Below are 18931 nucleotides of genomic sequence, written 5' to 3' on the forward strand. Positions count from 1 at the left end.
GATAATGACTTGAGCCCCAAAATACAAGACGAATTAGTTGACGATAATACTGTCAGCGACTATTTCCGCCCCAAACTCTTTCTGCAGTTGCACCACCCATGGATCCTGCTGCAACAACTGCTCTACATAAACCAGACGTTCCTGCTCAATACGCTGCTGAATAGCCACAGGACAAGTCTCAACCCAAGGTTGATACTGAATGTCTAGCTGCACCGCTTTATTAAAAGCATGACTCAGCTCTTTGACAATTTCAGCACGGAATTTTTCTTTATCCAGATGCTGCTGACTTTGACAGACCAGCAACTGCACCGTATCACCTGCCCAACTGATGCAGCTGTGTAGCAGATACAAACGCAATAACCCGCCTAAATTCAGACTATCGACTAAAGCTGCCCACTCATCGACCTGAGCGGCAAGGCGCACTGAAAAATTCTCGGCCGTGATCACGCCATCAAAGCGGTACTGTGCTTTCGCTTCCGGCGCAGCAATTGGCTGCGGTTCTGCAACGGGTTCAGATTGATGTTGCTGCTGAAATTCCTGCCAGGCCCAGTCGGCCGCAAAATCGGCATCTTCAGTCGGCACATCTGACGGATCAGATTCATCCGGATAAGCAGACATTGTAGCCTCAGGCTGTTCTGACACAGCAGCAGGAACAACCGGACTATGCTGAATAACAGCTGGAGCTGTCGGTGCCTGAGACGGCTGATTCACTTGGGCTTGCTGTTGTAATACAGGCTGATGAACTGCAACTGGAGCAGCTTGTGCTCTTTGTATAGCAGCGGGTTCTGCAGCCTTGGCTACAGCAGCAACTGGTTCAGACTTTTTTTCGGTCTGAGTCTCCACAGCCCTATCCGCACTAACAGGGTCCGCTTTTATACCACGACGCGCCAGAATAGAGGCGGCTATACCAGCGGGAGCTGATGATTGTGTAACTGCCTCCACAGCTTCTGCCGGAGCATGCTGCTCTGGGAGTATTTCAACCACAACTTCAGGCTCTGATGGCAAAGACTCTGCCATATGAAGCGCAGGTTCTGACTCTTTAGCCGGACCTGCGGTTTCAGGTAAATTAAATTTCGCTTTTAGTTCAGCCGCGTGCGATACAGGAAGCGACGCGCGCATCGCTGGAGAAGTATCAGCAGCTCCAGGCACAAAAGCCACAGCTCTTAGTAACGCCATTTCCAGACCAATACGTGGCTCTGGTGCAAAGGCCAATTCTTTTTTGCCAGAGATCAGTAACTGATAAAACAGCTGTAACTGCTCAGGGCTTTGCTGCTCTGCCAGTTGCTGCACAAAAGCGCTGTGGTCTGTGACCAAATCAGCAGCCTGCCAGTTAAACTGACTTAAGGCCGCTAAATGCAGTAAGGCCAGCATATCATCCAGTACATGGGCAAAATGGCTATGCTGCTGCACCAATTGATCCAGATGCTGTTTCAGCGCAGCTAAATCCCGGTTAATGACAGCAGCTAGTAACAGCTCAGCCCACTGCTGCTCCAGATAACCCAACATATCGCGCACTAAAGGCACAGTGATGTTGGAATTACTCTGGGCAATGGCTTGGTCAGTCAGGCTTAATGAATCGCGTAAACTGCCTTTAGCGGCACGGGCTAATAAAGCCAGCGCATCTTCAGCAGCCGGAATGCCTTCCTGCGCCAATACATAAGATAAGTGCTGCTTAATTTGTTCCGGGCTTAACGCCTTTAAGCTGAACTGCAAACAACGGGATAGCACAGTGACTGGCAGTTTTTGTGGGTCAGTCGTCGCCAGCAAAAACTTCACATGTGGCGGCGGTTCTTCCAGAGTTTTCAAAAGTGCATTAAAGCTGTGGCGTGACAGCATATGCACTTCGTCTATTAAGTAGACTTTATAACGGCCGCGGCTTGGCGCGTATTGCACGTTATCGAGTAAATCGCGGGTATCTTCTACTTTAGTGCGGGAGGCAGCGTCAATTTCTAATAGATCAACAAAAAAGCCCTGATCAATTTCAACACAAGCGCTGCAGACACCACAAGGCGTAGAGGTAACACCAGTTTCGCAGTTTAAACTTTTGGCAAAAATACGGGCTATGGTGGTTTTACCGACACCACGGGTGCCGGTAAACAAATAGGCATGATGTAATCTGTTGTGATTCAGCGCATTGGTCAGCGCTGTTTTCACATGATCCTGGCCGACCAGTTGACCAAAATGTTGTGGTCGCCATTTTCTTGCCAGCACTTGATAACTCATGCCACCTGTGCCCACCTGTATCTTGCCATTACTTGATAACTCATGCCACCTGCCTGTTGTTAGAATTAATCGCCTGCAAATTCAACCAGACTATAAAGGTTCAACCCAAGCTTTTCTAAACGGGCTTGTCCGCCTAAATCCGGCAGATTCACCACAAAAGCAGCGTCTGTGGCTTTACCACCTAAACGCTCGACTAAACTGGTTGTTGCAGCAATAGTACCACCTGTAGCCAATAAGTCATCCACTAACAGCACCTTATCTCCGGCAACTATAGCGTCTTTATGAATTTCCAGCGTGTCTTCGCCATATTCCAGTTGATAAGACTGGGCAATACGTTCACGTGGTAATTTACCCGGTTTACGCACTGGTACAAAAGGTAATCCCATCGCATAGGCCAAAGGTGCACCAAAAATAAAACCACGGGATTCAGTACCGACAATCTTGGTAAAACCTTTGCCCTGATACTGCTGCTTAAACGCATCAATCACCTTAGCAAAAGCGTCGGCGTCCAACATCAGACTGGTGACGTCACGAAATAAAATACCTGGCTTTGGATAGTCAGGCACAGCTTTGATCACCTGACTTAATAAAGCGGAAAGAGATTGTGCATTCATCATCACTATCCTGATTAAAAAATTCAACAACTGCATACCGCCAAATTGGCGTCGATATGCCACAGATAAAAAAACCGCCTTGTGGGCGGTCTTTTTCGCTCGCAAAAATTTAAGCGATGATCCGCAACCAACTGACTATGGGTGCCAGACACAATAAGACCACAAATGCGATAATCAATAACGCTAACTGGCCAATGCCAAAAGACTCTTTAAAATTCTCGTCTGCCATGATGTGAGCTCATTCACTAAAAAGGTTGAACATGGTAATGAATTTTAGTCAGCTTGAAAAGCATGCACTATGCCTTTCTCTGCAAAATCATGCAGTATTGTTTCTGCTCCCGACAATAATTGAGTTGGGTCTAATTGGGGCACGTAAGGTGATAATTGGCTCACCAGTTCAGCCAGAGTCAAACCCGGCTGCTGCGCTAACACTTGCAGCAATAAAGTCGTCAGCTGGTTTAACGCGATAAATTTTACTTCGTCATCAGAGTTACGATAAATAAGTAAAAAACTAGCTTCGGTTTCTGTTGGCTGAAACTCGAGACAAATTTTATGCACTGGGTATTGATAGGCCTGAACTGATGCCAAATCGGACAACTGAAGTGCCTGCTGTTTTAGATCGCGTATGGGACGTCCAGGTTCAGCTTTGCGGGTTGCCAGCTCTAATTCCAACCATTCATAATGCGCCAATTCCAGCATAAACACGGGGTCATCGGGCTGCAGTTGGTACTGGTGCTGTGAAAAATCTAAAAAACTCTGAGCTATGGATAAAAAGAATGGATTCTCGCAGCGATAGCCGGCAAAAAACAGTTGTAAACGCTGCTGCCAAGCCTGCTCTGAGTACAAAGATTTCAGCACAGGAAAAGCTGCGCAAACAAAACCGGAAATATTGCTAAACAATAACTCCCGATACACATCCAGACGTTCCTGTTCTATATCCCCAGGCTTTTCGTTGTTATCCGGCTCGCGAAGATAAGAAACAAACTGCTGCTGAAGCTGTTGAAACTTCATATCAGGCCCTTAACTTAGTTTTTTGGGCTGGTTGCAGGCGGCGAATCTGCGCCAGCTCCAGTTGCAGTTGTTGCAGGTCCGGAATATTAAAATCTCTTTCCAGTAGGGTCGGAAACAAGCCGTGGTGTAAATAAGCTTCGGACAATAAGGTCCAGACCGGATCAGACACATCAGCGCCATGAGTATCAATCAGCAAGCTGTCATGCTGGCGGTAATGTCCGGCTACATGACCATAAGCAATACGCTGTGTTGGCAGGCCTTTTAAAAAAGCCAACGCATCATAGTTGTGATTGACTGAATTGACGTAAATGTTATTCACATCTAACAGCAGCTTGCAGTCAGCTAACTCCAGCACCGCATTAGTAAACTCAAGTTCAGTCAACTCCTGTCCCGGCGCCGCATAATAAGAAACGTTTTCGATGACTAAAGGCTGTTCAAGAACATCCTGCACCAGACGAATACGCTCTGCGACATAAACAGCGGCTTCTTCGGTAAAAGGAATAGGCAGCAAATCATACAAATGCCCAGCGGCAGAGCAATAACTTAAATGTTCGCTGTAGAGTTTGATTTGATGTTCTTTTAAAAACGCTTTGATTTGGCGGACAAAATTCAGATCCAGTGGATCAGGACTGCCTAAAGACAACGACAAACCATGGCAAATAAAGCGATACCGCTCAGTTAACTGACGGAATTTTTTCTGGTAGGCACCACCATAAGGCAGCCAGTTTTCCGGCGCAACTTCAAAAAAGTCGATGTCGGTTTGAGTTTGTTGCAGCACAGAATTGAGCATTTCACGACGTAAGCCCAAACCAACTTCTGCAGCTTTTAAACCAAAAAGGACATCAGACATAAGCTCTCCTGAAAGCGGTCAGCCTGCAATCGCAGGCTGACACTCTTCGGTGTTATACAGCACCACCGCACTTGCCTTCACCACATTTAGCTTCTTTGGTTTTTTCTTTATCTTTGGCGTCTTTTTTATCGCCGCCACATTTGCCTTCACCACATTTAGCTTCTTTGTCTTTCGCTTTGGCTTTATCTTCGCCGCATTTGGCTTCTTTGTCTTTGGCTTTATCAGCACCACAAGAAGCTTCAGCTGAGGCTAACTGATAACCAGCATTCAGCTGTTCAGCTGAAAATGGATTCGCATTGGCGCTTAAGCTTAAAGTAGATAAAGAACCCAATACTAAAGCGCTGACGGCAACAGCAGTAGTTTTATTCGTTTTCATGTCGATGTTCCTTGTAGTTGCAATAAGTTGCGTTAAGTAGACCAGCAAAGCAGAGAGAAAATTTCAGAGTGCCGCACATTATTTAATTTTCTGATGCACAGCAAGAGAGTTGTTAAAGGACATGACGATTGAAGGATACAGCAACCACACCTAAGGCTGTGGTTGCTGTATCTGTTACTACTTCTTATTCACCTGAGATGCATTACCGATGTTTTTATCAAAAAACGCCAGCATTTTATTATAAAGCTCGACCCTGTTTTCTACTTTGTAGAAACCATGGCCTTCTTCTTTTACCATCCATTCGTAAGGCTTACCAATTTTGTCCAAGGCTTTTCTAAGGTTGTTCGCATGTACTAATGGCACACGCACATCTTTAGAACCATGCACAATAAAGATATTTGCTTTGATTTTATCAACATGATGCACAGGAGAAATTGAACGCATATAGTCATCTCCAGTTCCCACATGAGATGTTATATACTGCTCGATATTACGGCTGTTGCTGGCATCAGAGCCATCACCATCAAAAAACAGTGGCATATCGTATACGCCAACATAACCAACGGTGCACTTATACAAGTCAGGCTCTTTGATCACTCCCCACAGTGCAGCATAACCACCATAACTACCACCATAGATACAAATGCGATCCGGATCAGTAATGCCCTGTTCTATGGCCCAGCGTGTACCATCAGTAACATCGTCCTGCATAGACTTACCCCACTGCAATCGGCCCGCACGCGTAAAGTCGTCACCATAACCACCTGAACCCCGGAAGTTTATTTGCAAGGTTGCATAACCGCGACTGGCGAAAAACTGCGCTTCAGGGTTAAAACCCCAAGCGTCGTAGACGCCAAAAGGACCACCATGGACATTCACAATCAGCGGCACTTTTTTATCCGCATTCGCTGGAGTTGTCAGGAAACCACGAATTTCCTTGCCATCCCGAGCCTTAAAACTTACCTGTTTCATAGCCACCAATTGTTCACTTTTCAAATTGGCGCTGACTGAAGCGAGATAACGGGCTTGTTTATTTTCCAGATCGTACAGATAAAATTCGCCTGGGTTGCGGTCACTACTGACATGGAATAAAGCTTGCTGCCCTTTGCTGTCAAAAGAAGTAATAGTTACTTTCTGTCCGGCAAAGGCGTTTTTTAAACCCGCTAATAATAAGGCATCCGGATGACGCTGGTTAATAAAAGCATGTTCAGTGATACTTGTACCATAGTCGATCGCCAGTAACTCACCATCATGACCCAGTGAACGGCCACTGATGTCAGAGTATTCGTGACGGCCAACCAACTCCAGTGATTTAGTCTTAAAATTGTAAGCAAACAACCCTTGGCGATCGCCTTCAGGCATGTCAAAGTTTGAGACAAAATAAGCAGTTTCGTTATCTGCAGTAAAACCTAAAGGCTGAACGACCGGATTAGCTCTTTTGACCGGCAACTCAAGACGCTGCCATTTGCCTTCAGCTTTGATATGCAATACGGTTTTGTTATCGTCAAACGTCTTTCCTTCGATAAACTCAACCCCCATGCGCAAGGTGCCACTATTATCGGCCATCAGACTGGCAACAACACCTGGCGGCTGATCACCCAGAAATGCATCTTTCCCTTTGTAAATGTCCAATGTAAAGGCACGCATGCCCTTGTCCTCTGCCCAATGAAACTTGCCAATCAGTATGCGTTCCGGTTGGTCGGGTAATAAATGCAATATGGTGTAGCCAGACATTCCCGTTTCAAAAATCAAGTTGCGGCGGCTACCGTCAGCATTCGCAGCGTAAAGATCGACTCTCACACCTTCTTTACTGACCAGATTACCGGTCACTTCAGCGACTTCCATCAAGACTCTTTCATTATTAGCCCAATGAAAAGCTACCACATGCTTGTTCTCACCAAAGTTAAAGCTACTTTTAATTTTTTTGCTGGCTACCTGCATAATAGCCAATCTCACTTCAGTACCATGTTCATAGCTAAAAGCGACCTGAGAACCATCAGGCGACAGTTTCATGTTGCGAACCTTGGCATGCTCAAAAAAATGACTGGTAGGAATAGTTGCAATAGCTGTTGTGCTAAACAATACAGCACAGCTAAAAATCCAGATACGTAGTAAAAACAAAGTTACACTCCTTTAACATTATAAGTTTTGGTATCTCAATATTATTATCAATTATGTCACTTTTAAAGCTAAAAATAATCTTTAGCTGTGGGGAAAAGCAAAAACATTTTTTAACCCATCAAACTATAGTTGTTCAAAAACTCAGCTTATGATCAGATGTATTCTTTTGCAAAGCACAAGTTTGTATACTCGACGCTATTTTCTGACTATTTTCACCAGCGACAAAACCCGTTTCTTCTTACCCTTTGATTCTGCATACGCATCTGTCATCAGAATAATTCTGTTACAACAACTGAATTTTTCATCCTGAATCGACAGCTTCGACACTTTAAATTTCAAGTATTTGCAGCTTGGAAACATAGAGGGATAGATCAATCAATCTGGCTGCTGATTTAGAGTTAAAAAAAATGCCAGTCAGATGACCTGACTGGCATTGGTATTTTCGCTTACGTTTTAACTACACGCGTTTATCAGAAACGTTGAGTGTAACGAACGTATGGTACACGGCCCCATGGGCTGTACAGCTCAGAGTTATAGCCAGTAGAGAACAGCGCAGCATCAGCCGGATCTCTGTCCGTCAGGTTGTTCACACCAAAAGCAATTTTGGCATCCCATGCTGTGTTGTAAGTAACCTGAATATTGTGAGTCACCGAGCTTGGAATATGGTACTCAGTAGTACCAATGACATCGTCCATGCTATCAATCAAGTTGATATTCCAGTTCAGGTCGAAATCACCTACGGCCAGACCGTTGGTTAACGAAGCACGTAATTCAGGGAAGCCATCATCACCCACTGCATTTGGACCATTGTTTGAAGAGTACTCTTCAACATAGCTAATGCTAAAGTTGTTATTCAAGCGGCCCCAGCCCAAATCGAATTTGGTTTGAGTAGTGAAGTCGAAACCACTGGTGTTTACAACACCCAGGTTAACAGAACCTAATTGCGCACCTGTGATAGCACCGTTTACATCGTTGCCTTCAAACATAGCACCTAAACCTAACGACTGGTTCGGGATCGGTGTGCCGTTCGGGAACTGAGTCAGGCCAGGAGGACAAACAGCTGTGGTGCCGCGTAAACAGCCTACTACTGTCGCCAGACTGGTTGTGCTGATGGCACCATCAATCTCAATGTTGTAGTAATCCACGCTCATGTTCAGCCATTCAGTCGTGTTCCACACAATGCCCAGACTGTACTGTTTGGATTGCTCTGACTGCAGGTTGACGTTACCCATGCTGTAGGTTGTGATCTGCACAGGAGAAGTACAAACCGCGCCAGTCAGTGCGATACAGGTCGCAGGGTCACTGGTAAAAGCCGCGCCGAATGCTGGCTGGCTGGTCAGGTTACTCAGCGTTGGAGCACGGAAACCTTCACCATATGAAGCACGAAGTAACAGGTCTTCAATAGGTTTCCAGCGGGCAGCAACTTTTGGTGAAAAATCACTACCATAGTCGTTGTATTTATCATAGCGGCCTGCGATTTCAATGTCTAAAGTATCAAGTACCGGGAACAACATTTCACCAAACAGCGAGGTCACATCACGATCACCACCAGAAGAAGCACCTGAAGAACCAGCTACCTGACCAGCTGCTGACAGCAAGTCATATTTATCCTGGAATCTTTCTTCACGGTACTCAGCACCAACCGCAGCAGCCACTGTACCGGCTGGCAAGTCAAACACATCAAAAGACGCATTGGCGTAGAACTCTTTAACCACAGAGAACATGTCACGGCTGGTTGTAGCTGTCATACCCAGTGCGCTTGGGTTGCCTGAGAACGGGTCATAAATATTGTATGCACCGCTGGTAATTGGCGCCTGAGCCAAGCCACCAACCACATAGTTTTGTCCCAGATTCAGTGCACGACCTTCAACATAGCGCGCCCCCATATCTACTGTAACTTCGCCAATAGTACCTTCAAAACCACCAGAAAAGCTCAGCGTAGTGTTTTCAACAGTGTTGTCGCGTGGACCAAGAGCAGCAAAGCGGTGGTACAGTGACAATTCCTGATCAGCAAATGATGCATAGTAAGAATCATAGAACGGGTTTAAACCGCCATCTTCCGGTGCAGTACCAGGGTGGTTAGGTGTACCTGGTAACAGAGAGATAGCACCACCTACCCAAGGAGAAGAAGGTAATGCAGCAAAACGACCAAAACTTTTTACCTTGGTCATGTCGCCGTTGAAGTACAGTGACCAGTCATCGTTGATCTGGTAGTTAGTACGACCAAACAAGGAGGTATTTTTCAGCGCAGTCAGGTTGGCTGAAGTAGCAGCATGGTCGAACTGACAGCTTATGTCATCGGCAGTGCTACCAGTTGTATAGAACAGATCGCTCTGATCGCCATTAGTACACAGGCCAGGTACTGCTGCACCGTTAGTAGGGTGCTTTAAGCGGTTGCTAGCACCAAGTTGGGTTAAGTGGCCTGAAGGCTGTTTTACACCAAAGTTATTCGAGTAAGTAGACAGACCTGGCGACTGATACCAATAATCACGGTCACGGGTAAAGATTACATCACGGTTATTCATTGACGCACCGAACAGCATACGGGTTTTATCCGTAGCAGTACCGACAACGAAACTCATTTCTTCAGTATCGCCACCATCCTGAGTAGGACGACCCACACCGTAAGTGAATTCTGCACCTTCGAAATCTTTACGGGTAATGATGTTGATTACACCACCGATTGCATCAGAACCATATACTGCTGATGCACCATCAGACAGAACTTCGATACGTTCTACCGCTGCCATTGGGATAGAGTTTAAGTCCTGGCCGCTACCAGTTAATGGTGACGTAGGAGCACGACGACCGTCGATCAGAATCAGAGTACGACCCTGACCCAGACCACGTAAACTGACCGTAGAAGCACCACCAAAGCTGCTACCAGAGGTGGACTGGTAAGAGCCGAAAGAGTTGAAGTTAGTATCACGTAAGTAATCTGAAACAGAAATGTCACCACTTACGCTCAGTTCTTCACGGCTAATGACTGTAACAGGCAAAGCACCTTCAATGTCGGTACGCTGTAAACGAGAACCTGTAACTTCAATACGCTCTACGTTTTTTGCTTCTTCAGCTTCTTGAGCAAAAACTGCACCAGTAAATGCTGCAGTAGATGCTGCACCAAAAGCTACTGCTAAACGCACTGCTTTTGATAATTTATTATTTGTAAACATGTTTTTCTCCCTGGACCACTATTTAGTGATTCTATATTTTTACGATGACCAACCTTTACGGCGACTGGAACTCCGGACTTTTCGAATTCGAGGTAGACCCCGAAAACAACGTCTCGATAATAAACGCAATTTTTCAGCACGGTCAACAGCTTTTACGGAACAAATTTCACTGAGTGTTGTCAACGCCTCCGTCAAACCAAGCTGCTTAAAGCCTTAACGCTCAAATTGGCCGATGTTTTTAGTAGGTTCATCCCTATTCAGGCTACAAAAAAACCTTTTTTAGCATAATTTATAACCAATCCAGCATATCTTCTAAATTCATCGCCTGATTTTGTAAACATAACTCCACAATATATAAGTTAATTTTTTTCATTTATTCGCAACCTAAAGTGTGTTTTTTTAGAGGTAATATCGATATTGCGCTGAACTAAAGGCTGACTTATCATGAACACCTGTTTTTTTATCCAGATGTTTTAATGCTTACTGATGCTTTAAAAAACCAAATCCGTGAAATTCATCAGCAGCTTAAAAGCAATCTGACGAATTACCAGCCCCGCCCTGGTCAGAATAAAATGGTGGCTGAAATTGCCAATACATTGGCAGGCAGTTATCACAGCTACGACAGAACCTTGCTGGTGGAAGCCGGAACTGGTACTGGTAAATCTCTGGCTTATTTAATGGCGGCCATCCCTTTTGCATTAAAACAGAAAAAAACACTGGTAATAGCAACAGCAACAGTGGCCTTACAAGAGCAATTGGTGCAAAAAGATTTACCATTTTTTCTAAAATACAGTGGCCTGAAATTTGAATTCTGTTTAGTCAAAGGCAGGCAACGTTATGCCTGTGTCGAAAAACTCCGCCAGCAATTGCAGCAACCAGATTTATTGCCATTATTTCAAAGTACAGCGCCAGCGCCTTTATTACAGCAGTTACTTAGCAACTGGCAGCAGAGGCATTGGTTGGGTGATAGAGACAGTTTAAAAGATCCCATCGCAGATGAGCATTGGTATGCCATTGCTTCTGATCCTGCGCATTGCAGCAAAGCCAACCCAGTACACCATCAATGCCCTTTTCATTTAGCTCGTGCCGAAATAGAAGGCAGTACTGTTTTAGTTGTCAATCACGCCTTATTACTGGCTGACTTGGATGCCGGTTCACAAATATTGCCAGAACCAGCTGACTGCATTTATGTCATAGATGAAGCTCATCATTTACCCGACAGTGGTCGTGATTTCTTTTCAGCTCATGCGCCGCTGAGTTTCCCAGCCCAGTATCTGGAAAAATTAAAAAAGACCACCCAGCAGCTGGCCGGTGTATTACCACAGCATGGCGCTATGACCGAAGTATTAAAACTCGATGAGCTGGCGAGCGACTTTTTAAAACAGCTCAAACCTGTGCAACATCAGATTGAGCTGAATCAGCACCATTGGTTTGCCAAAGAGCCGCATTACCGGTTTGCCGACGCGGTATTGCCGGAAGTTTTTTCCTCCAACGCCGATCAACTGGCAGAGTTAAGTGGTAAAGCTTTATCTTGTGTAGAAAAATTACAACAATTTTTATCTGAAGCCACGACAGAACACAAGGTAGCGACCAAACTGGTGTTGTCACTGCAATTTGAACTCACAGCGATAGAGCACAGATTTGAGCAGCAATCAGAGCTCTGGCGTTTGTATTCAGTGCCGCAGCAAAAACATGTGAATCAGGCACGTTGGGTCAGCATAGATCAAAAAGAGCATCAGCAAAGCAGCGCTTATGCCAGCCCTTTGTCGGTGAGTTTTTTACTGGACGACTTATTATTCAGTCAGGCTTTTGCCACCATACTTTGTTCAGCGACTTTAACCACACTGAATAGTTTTGACTATATCAAACAGGAGTTGGGGCTTGCCCAGCATCAAGGCTTGCAAACACTCAAAGTCGATTCGCCTTTTGATTATCAAAACAAAGCCAGTTTATTGTTGCCCAAAATGAAAACCGACCCCAGCAGTGATGCTTTTACTGACGAATTGATCGATAAATTACCAAACTATCTGGATAAAAAGGCCGGTAACTTGTTGCTATTTGCTTCGTATTGGCAAATGCAAAAAGTCGTAGAAGCGCTGCGAGCTAAAGGCTGGTCTTTTTTAGTGCAGGGTGAAGCATCCCGTCAGTCCTTACTCGAACTTCATGCAATGAAAGTAAAAGCGGGGGATGGCAGTATCTTATGCGGCACTCAAAGTTTTTCTGAAGGTCTGGATTTACCCGGTGCTTTGCTAACCAATCTGGTGATCACTAAATTGCCTTTTGCTGTGCCTTCTTCTCCTTTAGAAGAAGCTTTATCTGAAGCCATTACCAAAAGAGGCGGCAATCCATTTTTGCAAATGACGGTGCCAGCCACAGCACGAAAACTGGTGCAGGCCTGTGGTAGACTGCTGCGCCAGGAGATGGATCATGGCCGCATTGTGATTTTAGACAGACGCTTAGTCACCAAAACTTACGGCAAAGCAATGCTGAAAGCTTTGCCTCCCTTTTCACAAACTATTGAAGAGTAACAATGGAATTAGGTTTAGAACTTTGGGTAGTCGCCGCTTTATGTGCAGTCGCTTTAGTCGCAGGTTTTATTGATGCTGTGGCCGGAGGCGGTGGCTTATTGACTGTCCCAGCATTACTGACGGCAGGTTTACCACCTCATCTGGTGTTAGGCACCAACAAACTGGCAGCCACTTTTGGTTCCATTACCGCGTCAGTCACTTATTACAGACGACGACTTTTTGATCCTGCCTTTTGGCGCACAGCGCTGATATTTACTGCTATTGGCGCCATTTGTGGCACTTTAGTGGTGGACTTAATCAGCAAAGAATGGCTGGAACGTATTATTCCGTTTTTTATCGTCATCGCAGCTTTATATAGCCTGGTGGTAAAAATGCAGCCAGACGATCAATTGACTTTACCAGAGCAGACGCCTAAACATTTCTGGCAGCAACGCGCTCAGGGTTTTAGCTTAGGTTTTTATGATGGCCTGGCAGGTCCTGGTACTGGCGCGTTTTGGATGGTGTCGACCATGGCACTGTATAAAATTAACTTGCTGTTGACCAGCGGTGTAGCTCGCACTATGAATGGTGTCAGTAATGTATTTGCGCTGGTGACTTTCGCCTGGCTTGGTCATATTTATTGGACATTGGGTTTGGCCATGGGGGCTTGTTTAATGCTTGGGTCCTATTTTGGTGCCCGTTCAGCGATACGTTTTGGCAGTAAGTTTATCAGGCCGATTTTTTTAACTATGGTACTAGCTATTACCGCCCGCTTGTTATGGCAAGCCTGGAGCAATGGATGAAAGACTTATTGGCAGCGCTTGAGCAACAACTTAAACAGCTGACCCAACAAGCCAAAGTAATTGACGGTAAACAAAGCAGCTGGCAACAAAAAGCCTGGTTTGACAGCAACTTGTTTCAATCGCATTCGCCTTTTTTAACTGACTATGTGCTTGAAGCCGAAGCTATGCTCAAACGCTTAAAGCTGAGCACTGAGCAGCGCACCAGCTCAGCTCAGGCTTTGGCAGCTAAACTCAGCGCACAAATTCAGGCCTTAAGCCGGGCTTTTCAAACCAAAGACTTACGTTACTTGCCCGGTAAAGGAAAAAAACGCCCTACTTCACCTAATGCGTCAGAACAAGCTCAGGCTATGGTTGGGCAGTTACGCCGCACCACTCAGGAGTTGTATCAGCAGCTTTCGGAATATCAAGGCTTTGAGCGACGTTTATTGGATATGCTGGAACTGGAACAACGCCAGTTGTCCGGTGGTTCAGCGGACACCAGCGCCGACAGAGTATTAGCCATTCACGCCCGTTTAGGCCGCTGCCGTAAAGCTTTAAGTGAATTAGAGGTAGAAATTCAGTGGTCCGAACAAAACCGCCGGGGCTGATTTATCACCCGATTTACAGCCAACTCGAACTGCCTTTTAAACACCGCTATCCGATAGGTAAATATCAGGCTTTATATCAAGCTTTATTAGAGTTGGGTGTGCCAGCTGCTCAATTCACTTCATCTCAAATCGCCAGCACTGAACAATTATTATCAGTACATCAGGCTTTTTATGCAGAACAGCTCATCTCCGGTCAGCTCGATAGTAAAGCCATGCGCCGTATAGGCTTTCCCTGGTCTGAACAATTAGTGACCCGCTCTTTAACTTCGGTCGGTGGCACAGTACAAACGGTCCAGCTTGCATTGCAGCAAGGTTTAGCTTTGCATTTAAGTGGTGGTTATCACCATGCTTTTGCAGGTGAAGGCAGTGGTTTTTGTTTATTTAACGATTTAGCAGTGGCGGCACGCTATGCCTTAACCCAAGGCGTGGATAAGGTGCTGATTTTTGATTGTGATGTGCATCAGGGCGATGGCACCGCCACAATTTTTGCTGATGAGCCCGCTATTATCACGGCCTCCTTGCATGGCGAAAAGAATTTTCCCTCCCGTAAACAACAATCCAGCTGGGATTTAGGTTTGCCCACAGCCTGCACCGACGACGAATATCTGGCAGCGGTGACACAGAGTCTGGATTATTTATTGCGTATTCATCAGCCAGATTTAGTGATTTATGATGCGGGTATCGACATTCATCGGCAGGACGATTTAGGCCTTTTACATATCAGTACAGCTGGAGTTGCAGAGCGGGATTGGTATGTACTCAACGAATGTCACAACAGAGGCATTCCGGTAGCAGCTGTGATTGGCGGCGGTTATCAACGTGATCTTGAGGCTTTGACTCAAATTCATCTACAACTATTTTATGCCGCCTTTAAAATCAGCGGTTTGTCGTTGCCAAATACAAACCGCTGGTTTCATGCTTTACGTGCTTGAAACAAGGTAGGGTGGATTCGCCACAGGCAATCCGCTATAAGGTGATTGTTTGAGGTTGTGCTGTGGCGTCATGGTGCAATGCCGCTTCGCGTCGATTGCACCCTACCCTGCAGGCTGTAATAAAACCCGATAGAGATTTGTTTGGAATTATAGACGGGCGGGGATAAACCCGCGCCCGCGGCTTAAACCTGCTGCGCGCCAGCGAAATAAAACCCCAATTGTTTACGCACTGCCAAAGGCAGTTCAGGTAAATCCGATTTTGGCAGTAAGAACGTGGCCATATGAAATAAATCGGTAAAAATACGGTTTTTTTCTGTGGTGCGTTTTAAATAATCATGACCTGACGATCCACCAGTACCAATCTTAGTTCCCAGCATACGCTGCACCATCATGGCGTGTTTGTAGCGCCAAATTGTCATATTTTCATCGATTTCAGTCAGGCAGGTGAGCACCTGGAATGGCAGGTTAAACACAGGTTCTTCCTGATACAAGGTGATAAACAAAGCGGCCAGCATAGCGCGCTGACTTAAACGGAAGCTACCTTGTTGCTGTAGTTCTGCATATTTGTCTTTATCCAGCAAGGCGGCAAACTTGGCTCTGGTATTGATAATTTCTTTTAGCTGCAGTTCACGTTCATGTTCAGCTATCTGTTCAATCGACAGCACAGTGCTTTCATCTTCGTTCAGCATTTTCTCTGTTGCTTGCTGATACATCTGCCAGAAGCTGAAGTCGCCAAATTGTAAAAATGGCATACGTTCCAACCACTTTTCAACTTGCTCAAACAAACTCGGCTGAGTTTCCAAGCTTTCTAGAAAGCTCCGGTCTTTTTCGTTTAAGCGGCTGTAAAAAGAGTTTTTATCAAAGTCGATACGGTATTCGCTTTTTAAACCCAGGCCAATTTCCAGCATTTTAAATTGCACGCTTTGAAAACCAGAGGCTGGCACCAGGTAGTCGCGAAACGACATAAAATCCTGAGGCGTCATGGTTTCCATCACGCCAATTTGCTGGTTCATCAGTTGCTGAATGGTAATAACCCGCTTAAGTTTATGCACTACCCCTGTCAGTTGCTGATCTTTCACTTCGTCTGCAGCAAACACGCCAAGTACAGCTTTCAGTTCATGCAGCACTTGTTTAAACCATAATTCATAGACCTGATGTACCACGATAAACAAGGTTTCATCATGAGCTTCGTTGGCATACTTTGCACTTTCAGGCGCCTGGGCAGTTAAAATTTTGTCCAGTTGTAGGTAGTCACCGTAGTAACAAGGGGTTGTATTCTTTTGCATTTTTTTAATCTTAGGCCACAGCCTGTTGTTTTGACCGCGCTATTCTATCAGCACGACCAGAAGTTAACATCTGCTGGTAGCGTTTTATAACCGAACTGATTATGCTTAGGTTCAGTTAAGTAGTCAGCGGCAGGGGCATAAAGCCCAGGCACACAAGGAGTAACAGATGAAGTTAGATGACGATATCCATAACTATTACGAAAAACTTCTGTTGGACCATCTAGTGGAGTTACGTCTGGATGATGAGTACGACACCGAATATCTGGCCGATTTATGCTGCATAGTGCTGAATCAGCTACCGCCAAAATATATTCGTTACGAAGTGGATATGGCTTTTTACCTGCCTCAGACTGAACGTTTTGAAATGGTGATGAAAGTGCGGGAAGCTGTTGCCAAAGCCAAAGGTTTCTTAGACACCCAACGTGACAAAAACTAAAACTCCGGCTTTATCTGAAGCCCCCCTTGAGGTGCAGCTGGCAGTGGAACTGATCCTGTTGCTGGAACAACAGGATTTGCCAACAGAAACAGTGCTGGCAGYTCTGGCCATAGTACAACGCGATTTCCAGAAGAAACTGACCACACTTGCTTCGCAAGCCAATTAAATACCCATGTATCCTGAGGCAGTATGCTGACCCATTCCATTACCTTGTATCTTGCTACTGTATTGATTTGGGGCTCGACTTTTTATGCTATTAAATTTCAGCTCGGCGATGTGCCGGAGATGTGGTCTATCGCCTATCGTTTTGGACTGGCTGCTTTATTACTCTGGTTCTGGTGTTTATGGCGTAAATTGCCTTTGAGTTTTAACCGCCGCCAGCACGGCTGGATGGCGCTGCAAGGTCTGTTTTTATTTTGCTTAAATTACCTGCTTATTTATTTGGCTACCTCAAATTTAACCAGTGGTCTGATCGCGGTCGTGTTTTCCAGCATAGTGCTGATGAATATCCTCAACGGAGCTTTATTTTTTGGCCGCCCCATTGAAATCAAAACCCTGCTGGGTGCCTTGTTGGGTATTTTGGGTATAGCTTTTGTGTTCTGGCCAGAACTAGCGGGGCTGGAAAGTAATGGTTCTGCCTTTTGGGGTTTAGTGCTGAGTATTGCTGGTACTTATATCGCCTCGCTTGGCAATATGCTGTCATCCAAAAACCAGCAACAGCATTTACCTGTGGTGCAAAGTAACGTGTTTGGTATGGCTTATGGCGCCGGCATGATAGCGGTATTAGCCTTAGTACAGGGTATTATGCCGGTTTTCGATACCCGTCTTAATTTTAATCTGTCTTTGCTGTATCTGTCGTTATTCGGCTCAGTACTGGCCTTTGGTGCCTACCTCACGCTGGTGGGTCGTATTGGCCCAGCCAAAGCAGCTTACACTATGGTGTTGTTTCCTATTGTTGCTTTAGGCATATCCACCCTGTTTGAGAATTATCATTGGAGCTGGTCAGCTCTTATTGGGGTTTGTATTGTCGCTTTAGGCAATTTAATTATTTTGTTGCCGGCAGCAAAGTTAAGACGTCTTGTCCGTCTTTGAACACTTGTGATAAGTCTTTGTTGTCAGCACTGTGAAATCTGACTATACCTAGTACAGTGTTTCTTTCTCAGAGAACGCAGACTATGCGATGGATTGTGGGTGTTTTTTTCTTTCTTATCAGCTTCGCTCTGCAAAGTCAGGCCTTGCGCATCATCACAGTAGTAGAACCTCCAGCCAGTTATCTGGATAGCCACGGCCAACTGACAGGTTTTTCTGTTGAAGTGGTGCAAGCTATTCAACGCAGCCTGAATGACAACACTAAAATCGAAGTCATGCCTGAAGCGCGCGCTATTCATATTGCCCGCACTGAACCTAATGTCCTGTTATTCAGTTTTTCCCGAACTGAAAAACGAGAAAATGAGTTTTATTGGATTGGACAGTTGGTGGTTAAAACCTGGTCAGTCTATGCTCTGAGTTCAAGTCCTGTGCAAATTCAAACGCTGGATCAGTTGCGTAAGGTCAAAGCCATAGGTGTGGTTCGAGGGGATATCAGAGAAGAATGGTTGCTGGAACAAGAGTTCCATAACCTGCATCCTTCAGTCAACCATCAGCAAAATATTCAGAGGTTGCGTTCGGGTCGGCTGGATTTAATTGCTTACGAAAGCCAGGGGATCCAACATTTGTTATGGGAAGAAGGCTTGCAAGCAGACGACATTAAAGCTGTGTATAAACTCCGAACTTCAGAGGTTTATCTGCTGATGTCGAAATCAGGCACAGATCAAAAACTGATGCAAAGCTGGAAATTAGCTGCAGAAAAATTCCGTCAAAGTGGTCAGCAGCAGTTTATTGCGGAAAAATGGCAGATGATTTTAAAGCATTATCACAATATCAATACACAAGCTATTGATGGCATTTTGCACTTCGAGTAAGCCAAACTCCGTCGCACTTAAAACCACAGTTGTGTTGGCTTCATACCATAG

The 18931-nt window shown here is 45.3% G+C and carries 16 protein-coding genes; 8 read left to right on the top strand and 8 right to left on the bottom strand.

Annotated elements, in window-relative coordinates:
• Positions 1–33: 33 nt before the first annotated feature.
• The 7 genes from dnaX to P3C17_RS15115 form a co-directional block, all read right to left on the bottom strand.
• The gene (dnaX, locus tag P3C17_RS15085) at positions 34–2223 is read right to left on the bottom strand and encodes a DNA polymerase III subunit gamma/tau (RefSeq protein WP_300930195.1); all 2190 of its coding nucleotides are present in this window, start codon (positions 2221–2223) and stop codon (positions 34–36) included.
• Positions 2224–2288: 65 nt separating this feature from the next.
• Positions 2289–2837: an adenine phosphoribosyltransferase gene (gene apt / locus P3C17_RS15090; protein WP_233080106.1), complete on the bottom strand. Its 549-nt coding sequence runs from the start codon at positions 2835–2837 to the stop codon at positions 2289–2291.
• Positions 2838–3110: 273 nt separating this feature from the next.
• The gene (locus P3C17_RS15095; RefSeq protein ID WP_300930197.1) at positions 3111–3848 is read right to left on the bottom strand and encodes a putative DNA-binding domain-containing protein; all 738 of its coding nucleotides are present in this window, start codon (positions 3846–3848) and stop codon (positions 3111–3113) included.
• A gap of 1 nt (position 3849) precedes the next feature.
• Positions 3850–4698, bottom strand: coding sequence for a DUF692 domain-containing protein (locus P3C17_RS15100; RefSeq protein ID WP_300930198.1), 849 nt, complete (start codon positions 4696–4698; stop codon positions 3850–3852).
• 52 nt (positions 4699–4750) lie between these two features.
• Positions 4751–5074: a hypothetical protein gene (locus P3C17_RS15105; RefSeq protein WP_233080109.1), complete on the bottom strand. Its 324-nt coding sequence runs from the start codon at positions 5072–5074 to the stop codon at positions 4751–4753.
• Between the two features lie 177 nt (positions 5075–5251).
• Positions 5252–7195 (bottom strand): S9 family peptidase, encoded by a 1944-nt coding sequence (locus P3C17_RS15110; RefSeq protein ID WP_300930199.1) that lies wholly within the window; start codon positions 7193–7195, stop codon positions 5252–5254.
• A gap of 470 nt (positions 7196–7665) precedes the next feature.
• Entirely contained in the window at positions 7666–10368 is a 2703-nt protein-coding gene (locus tag P3C17_RS15115) for a TonB-dependent receptor (protein WP_300930200.1), read from the bottom strand.
• Between the two features lie 476 nt (positions 10369–10844).
• On the opposite strand from P3C17_RS15115, the gene dinG reads away from it, so the two are divergent.
• From dinG to P3C17_RS15135, 4 genes are read left to right on the top strand one after another with little or no spacing between them, the layout of a single operon-like run.
• Complete coding sequence (gene dinG, locus P3C17_RS15120) at positions 10845–12896, top strand: ATP-dependent DNA helicase DinG (protein ID WP_300930201.1); 2052 nt, start codon at positions 10845–10847, stop codon at positions 12894–12896.
• 2 nt (positions 12897–12898) lie between these two features.
• A complete protein-coding gene (locus P3C17_RS15125; protein ID WP_300930202.1) occupies positions 12899–13678 on the top strand; it encodes a TSUP family transporter in 780 nt (259 codons plus the stop codon).
• Positions 13675–14265 carry a primosomal replication protein PriC gene (priC, locus tag P3C17_RS15130; RefSeq protein ID WP_300930203.1) on the top strand — a complete coding sequence of 197 codons (591 nt, stop codon included), beginning with the start codon at positions 13675–13677 and terminating at the stop codon, positions 14263–14265. The genes P3C17_RS15125 and priC overlap by 4 nt, the downstream gene beginning before the upstream one ends.
• Complete coding sequence (locus P3C17_RS15135; RefSeq protein ID WP_300930204.1) at positions 14238–15197, top strand: histone deacetylase; 960 nt, start codon at positions 14238–14240, stop codon at positions 15195–15197. Before priC ends, P3C17_RS15135 begins: the two co-directional genes overlap by 28 nt.
• Positions 15198–15379: 182 nt before the next feature.
• On the opposite strand, the gene P3C17_RS15140 is transcribed toward P3C17_RS15135, so the two are convergent.
• On the bottom strand, positions 15380–16483 hold the full coding sequence (locus P3C17_RS15140) for a tryptophan 2,3-dioxygenase family protein (protein WP_300930205.1): 1104 nt from the start codon (positions 16481–16483) through the stop codon (positions 15380–15382).
• 166 nt (positions 16484–16649) lie between these two features.
• Here P3C17_RS15140 and P3C17_RS15145 point away from each other — a divergent pair, with 166 nt between their 5' ends.
• From P3C17_RS15145 to P3C17_RS15160, 4 genes are all read left to right on the top strand, one after another.
• A complete protein-coding gene (locus P3C17_RS15145) occupies positions 16650–16919 on the top strand; it encodes a late competence development ComFB family protein (protein ID WP_233080117.1) in 270 nt (89 codons plus the stop codon).
• Positions 16906–17085 (top strand): DUF2496 domain-containing protein, encoded by a 180-nt coding sequence (locus tag P3C17_RS15150; RefSeq protein ID WP_300930206.1) that lies wholly within the window; start codon positions 16906–16908, stop codon positions 17083–17085. Before P3C17_RS15145 ends, P3C17_RS15150 begins: the two co-directional genes overlap by 14 nt.
• Before the next feature lie 23 nt (positions 17086–17108).
• On the top strand, positions 17109–18011 hold the full coding sequence (locus P3C17_RS15155; RefSeq protein ID WP_300930207.1) for a DMT family transporter: 903 nt from the start codon (positions 17109–17111) through the stop codon (positions 18009–18011).
• An 83-nt stretch (positions 18012–18094) separates the two neighbouring features.
• Positions 18095–18880 (top strand): transporter substrate-binding domain-containing protein, encoded by a 786-nt coding sequence (locus P3C17_RS15160; protein WP_300930208.1) that lies wholly within the window; start codon positions 18095–18097, stop codon positions 18878–18880.
• The last annotated feature ends 51 nt before the right edge of the window (positions 18881–18931 follow it).

It is taken from the genome of Rheinheimera sp. 1928-s, from assembly GCF_029269265.1.
In the GTDB taxonomy this organism is placed as follows: Bacteria; Pseudomonadota; Gammaproteobacteria; order Enterobacterales; family Alteromonadaceae; genus Pararheinheimera.

What these genes read in the sequence shown, in the direction of transcription:
- P3C17_RS15115 (WP_300930200.1), bottom strand. Translation starts at nt 10,368, where the DNA reads ATGTTTACAAATAATAAATTATCAAAAGCAGTGCGTTTAGCAGTAGCT.
- P3C17_RS15145 (WP_233080117.1), top strand. Translation starts at nt 16,650, where the DNA reads ATGAAGTTAGATGACGATATCCATAACTATTACGAAAAACTTCTGTTG.
- priC (WP_300930203.1), top strand. Translation starts at nt 13,675, where the DNA reads ATGAAAGACTTATTGGCAGCGCTTGAGCAACAACTTAAACAGCTGACC.
- dinG (WP_300930201.1), top strand. Translation starts at nt 10,845, where the DNA reads ATGCTTACTGATGCTTTAAAAAACCAAATCCGTGAAATTCATCAGCAG.
- P3C17_RS15105 (WP_233080109.1), bottom strand. Translation starts at nt 5,074, where the DNA reads ATGAAAACGAATAAAACTACTGCTGTTGCCGTCAGCGCTTTAGTATTG.
- P3C17_RS15140 (WP_300930205.1), bottom strand. Translation starts at nt 16,483, where the DNA reads ATGCAAAAGAATACAACCCCTTGTTACTACGGTGACTACCTACAACTG.
- apt (WP_233080106.1), bottom strand. Translation starts at nt 2,837, where the DNA reads ATGAATGCACAATCTCTTTCCGCTTTATTAAGTCAGGTGATCAAAGCT.
- dnaX (WP_300930195.1), bottom strand. Translation starts at nt 2,223, where the DNA reads ATGAGTTATCAAGTGCTGGCAAGAAAATGGCGACCACAACATTTTGGT.
- P3C17_RS15125 (WP_300930202.1), top strand. Translation starts at nt 12,899, where the DNA reads ATGGAATTAGGTTTAGAACTTTGGGTAGTCGCCGCTTTATGTGCAGTC.
- P3C17_RS15160 (WP_300930208.1), top strand. Translation starts at nt 18,095, where the DNA reads ATGCGATGGATTGTGGGTGTTTTTTTCTTTCTTATCAGCTTCGCTCTG.
- P3C17_RS15155 (WP_300930207.1), top strand. Translation starts at nt 17,109, where the DNA reads ATGCTGACCCATTCCATTACCTTGTATCTTGCTACTGTATTGATTTGG.
- P3C17_RS15095 (WP_300930197.1), bottom strand. Translation starts at nt 3,848, where the DNA reads ATGAAGTTTCAACAGCTTCAGCAGCAGTTTGTTTCTTATCTTCGCGAG.
- P3C17_RS15100 (WP_300930198.1), bottom strand. Translation starts at nt 4,698, where the DNA reads ATGTCTGATGTCCTTTTTGGTTTAAAAGCTGCAGAAGTTGGTTTGGGC.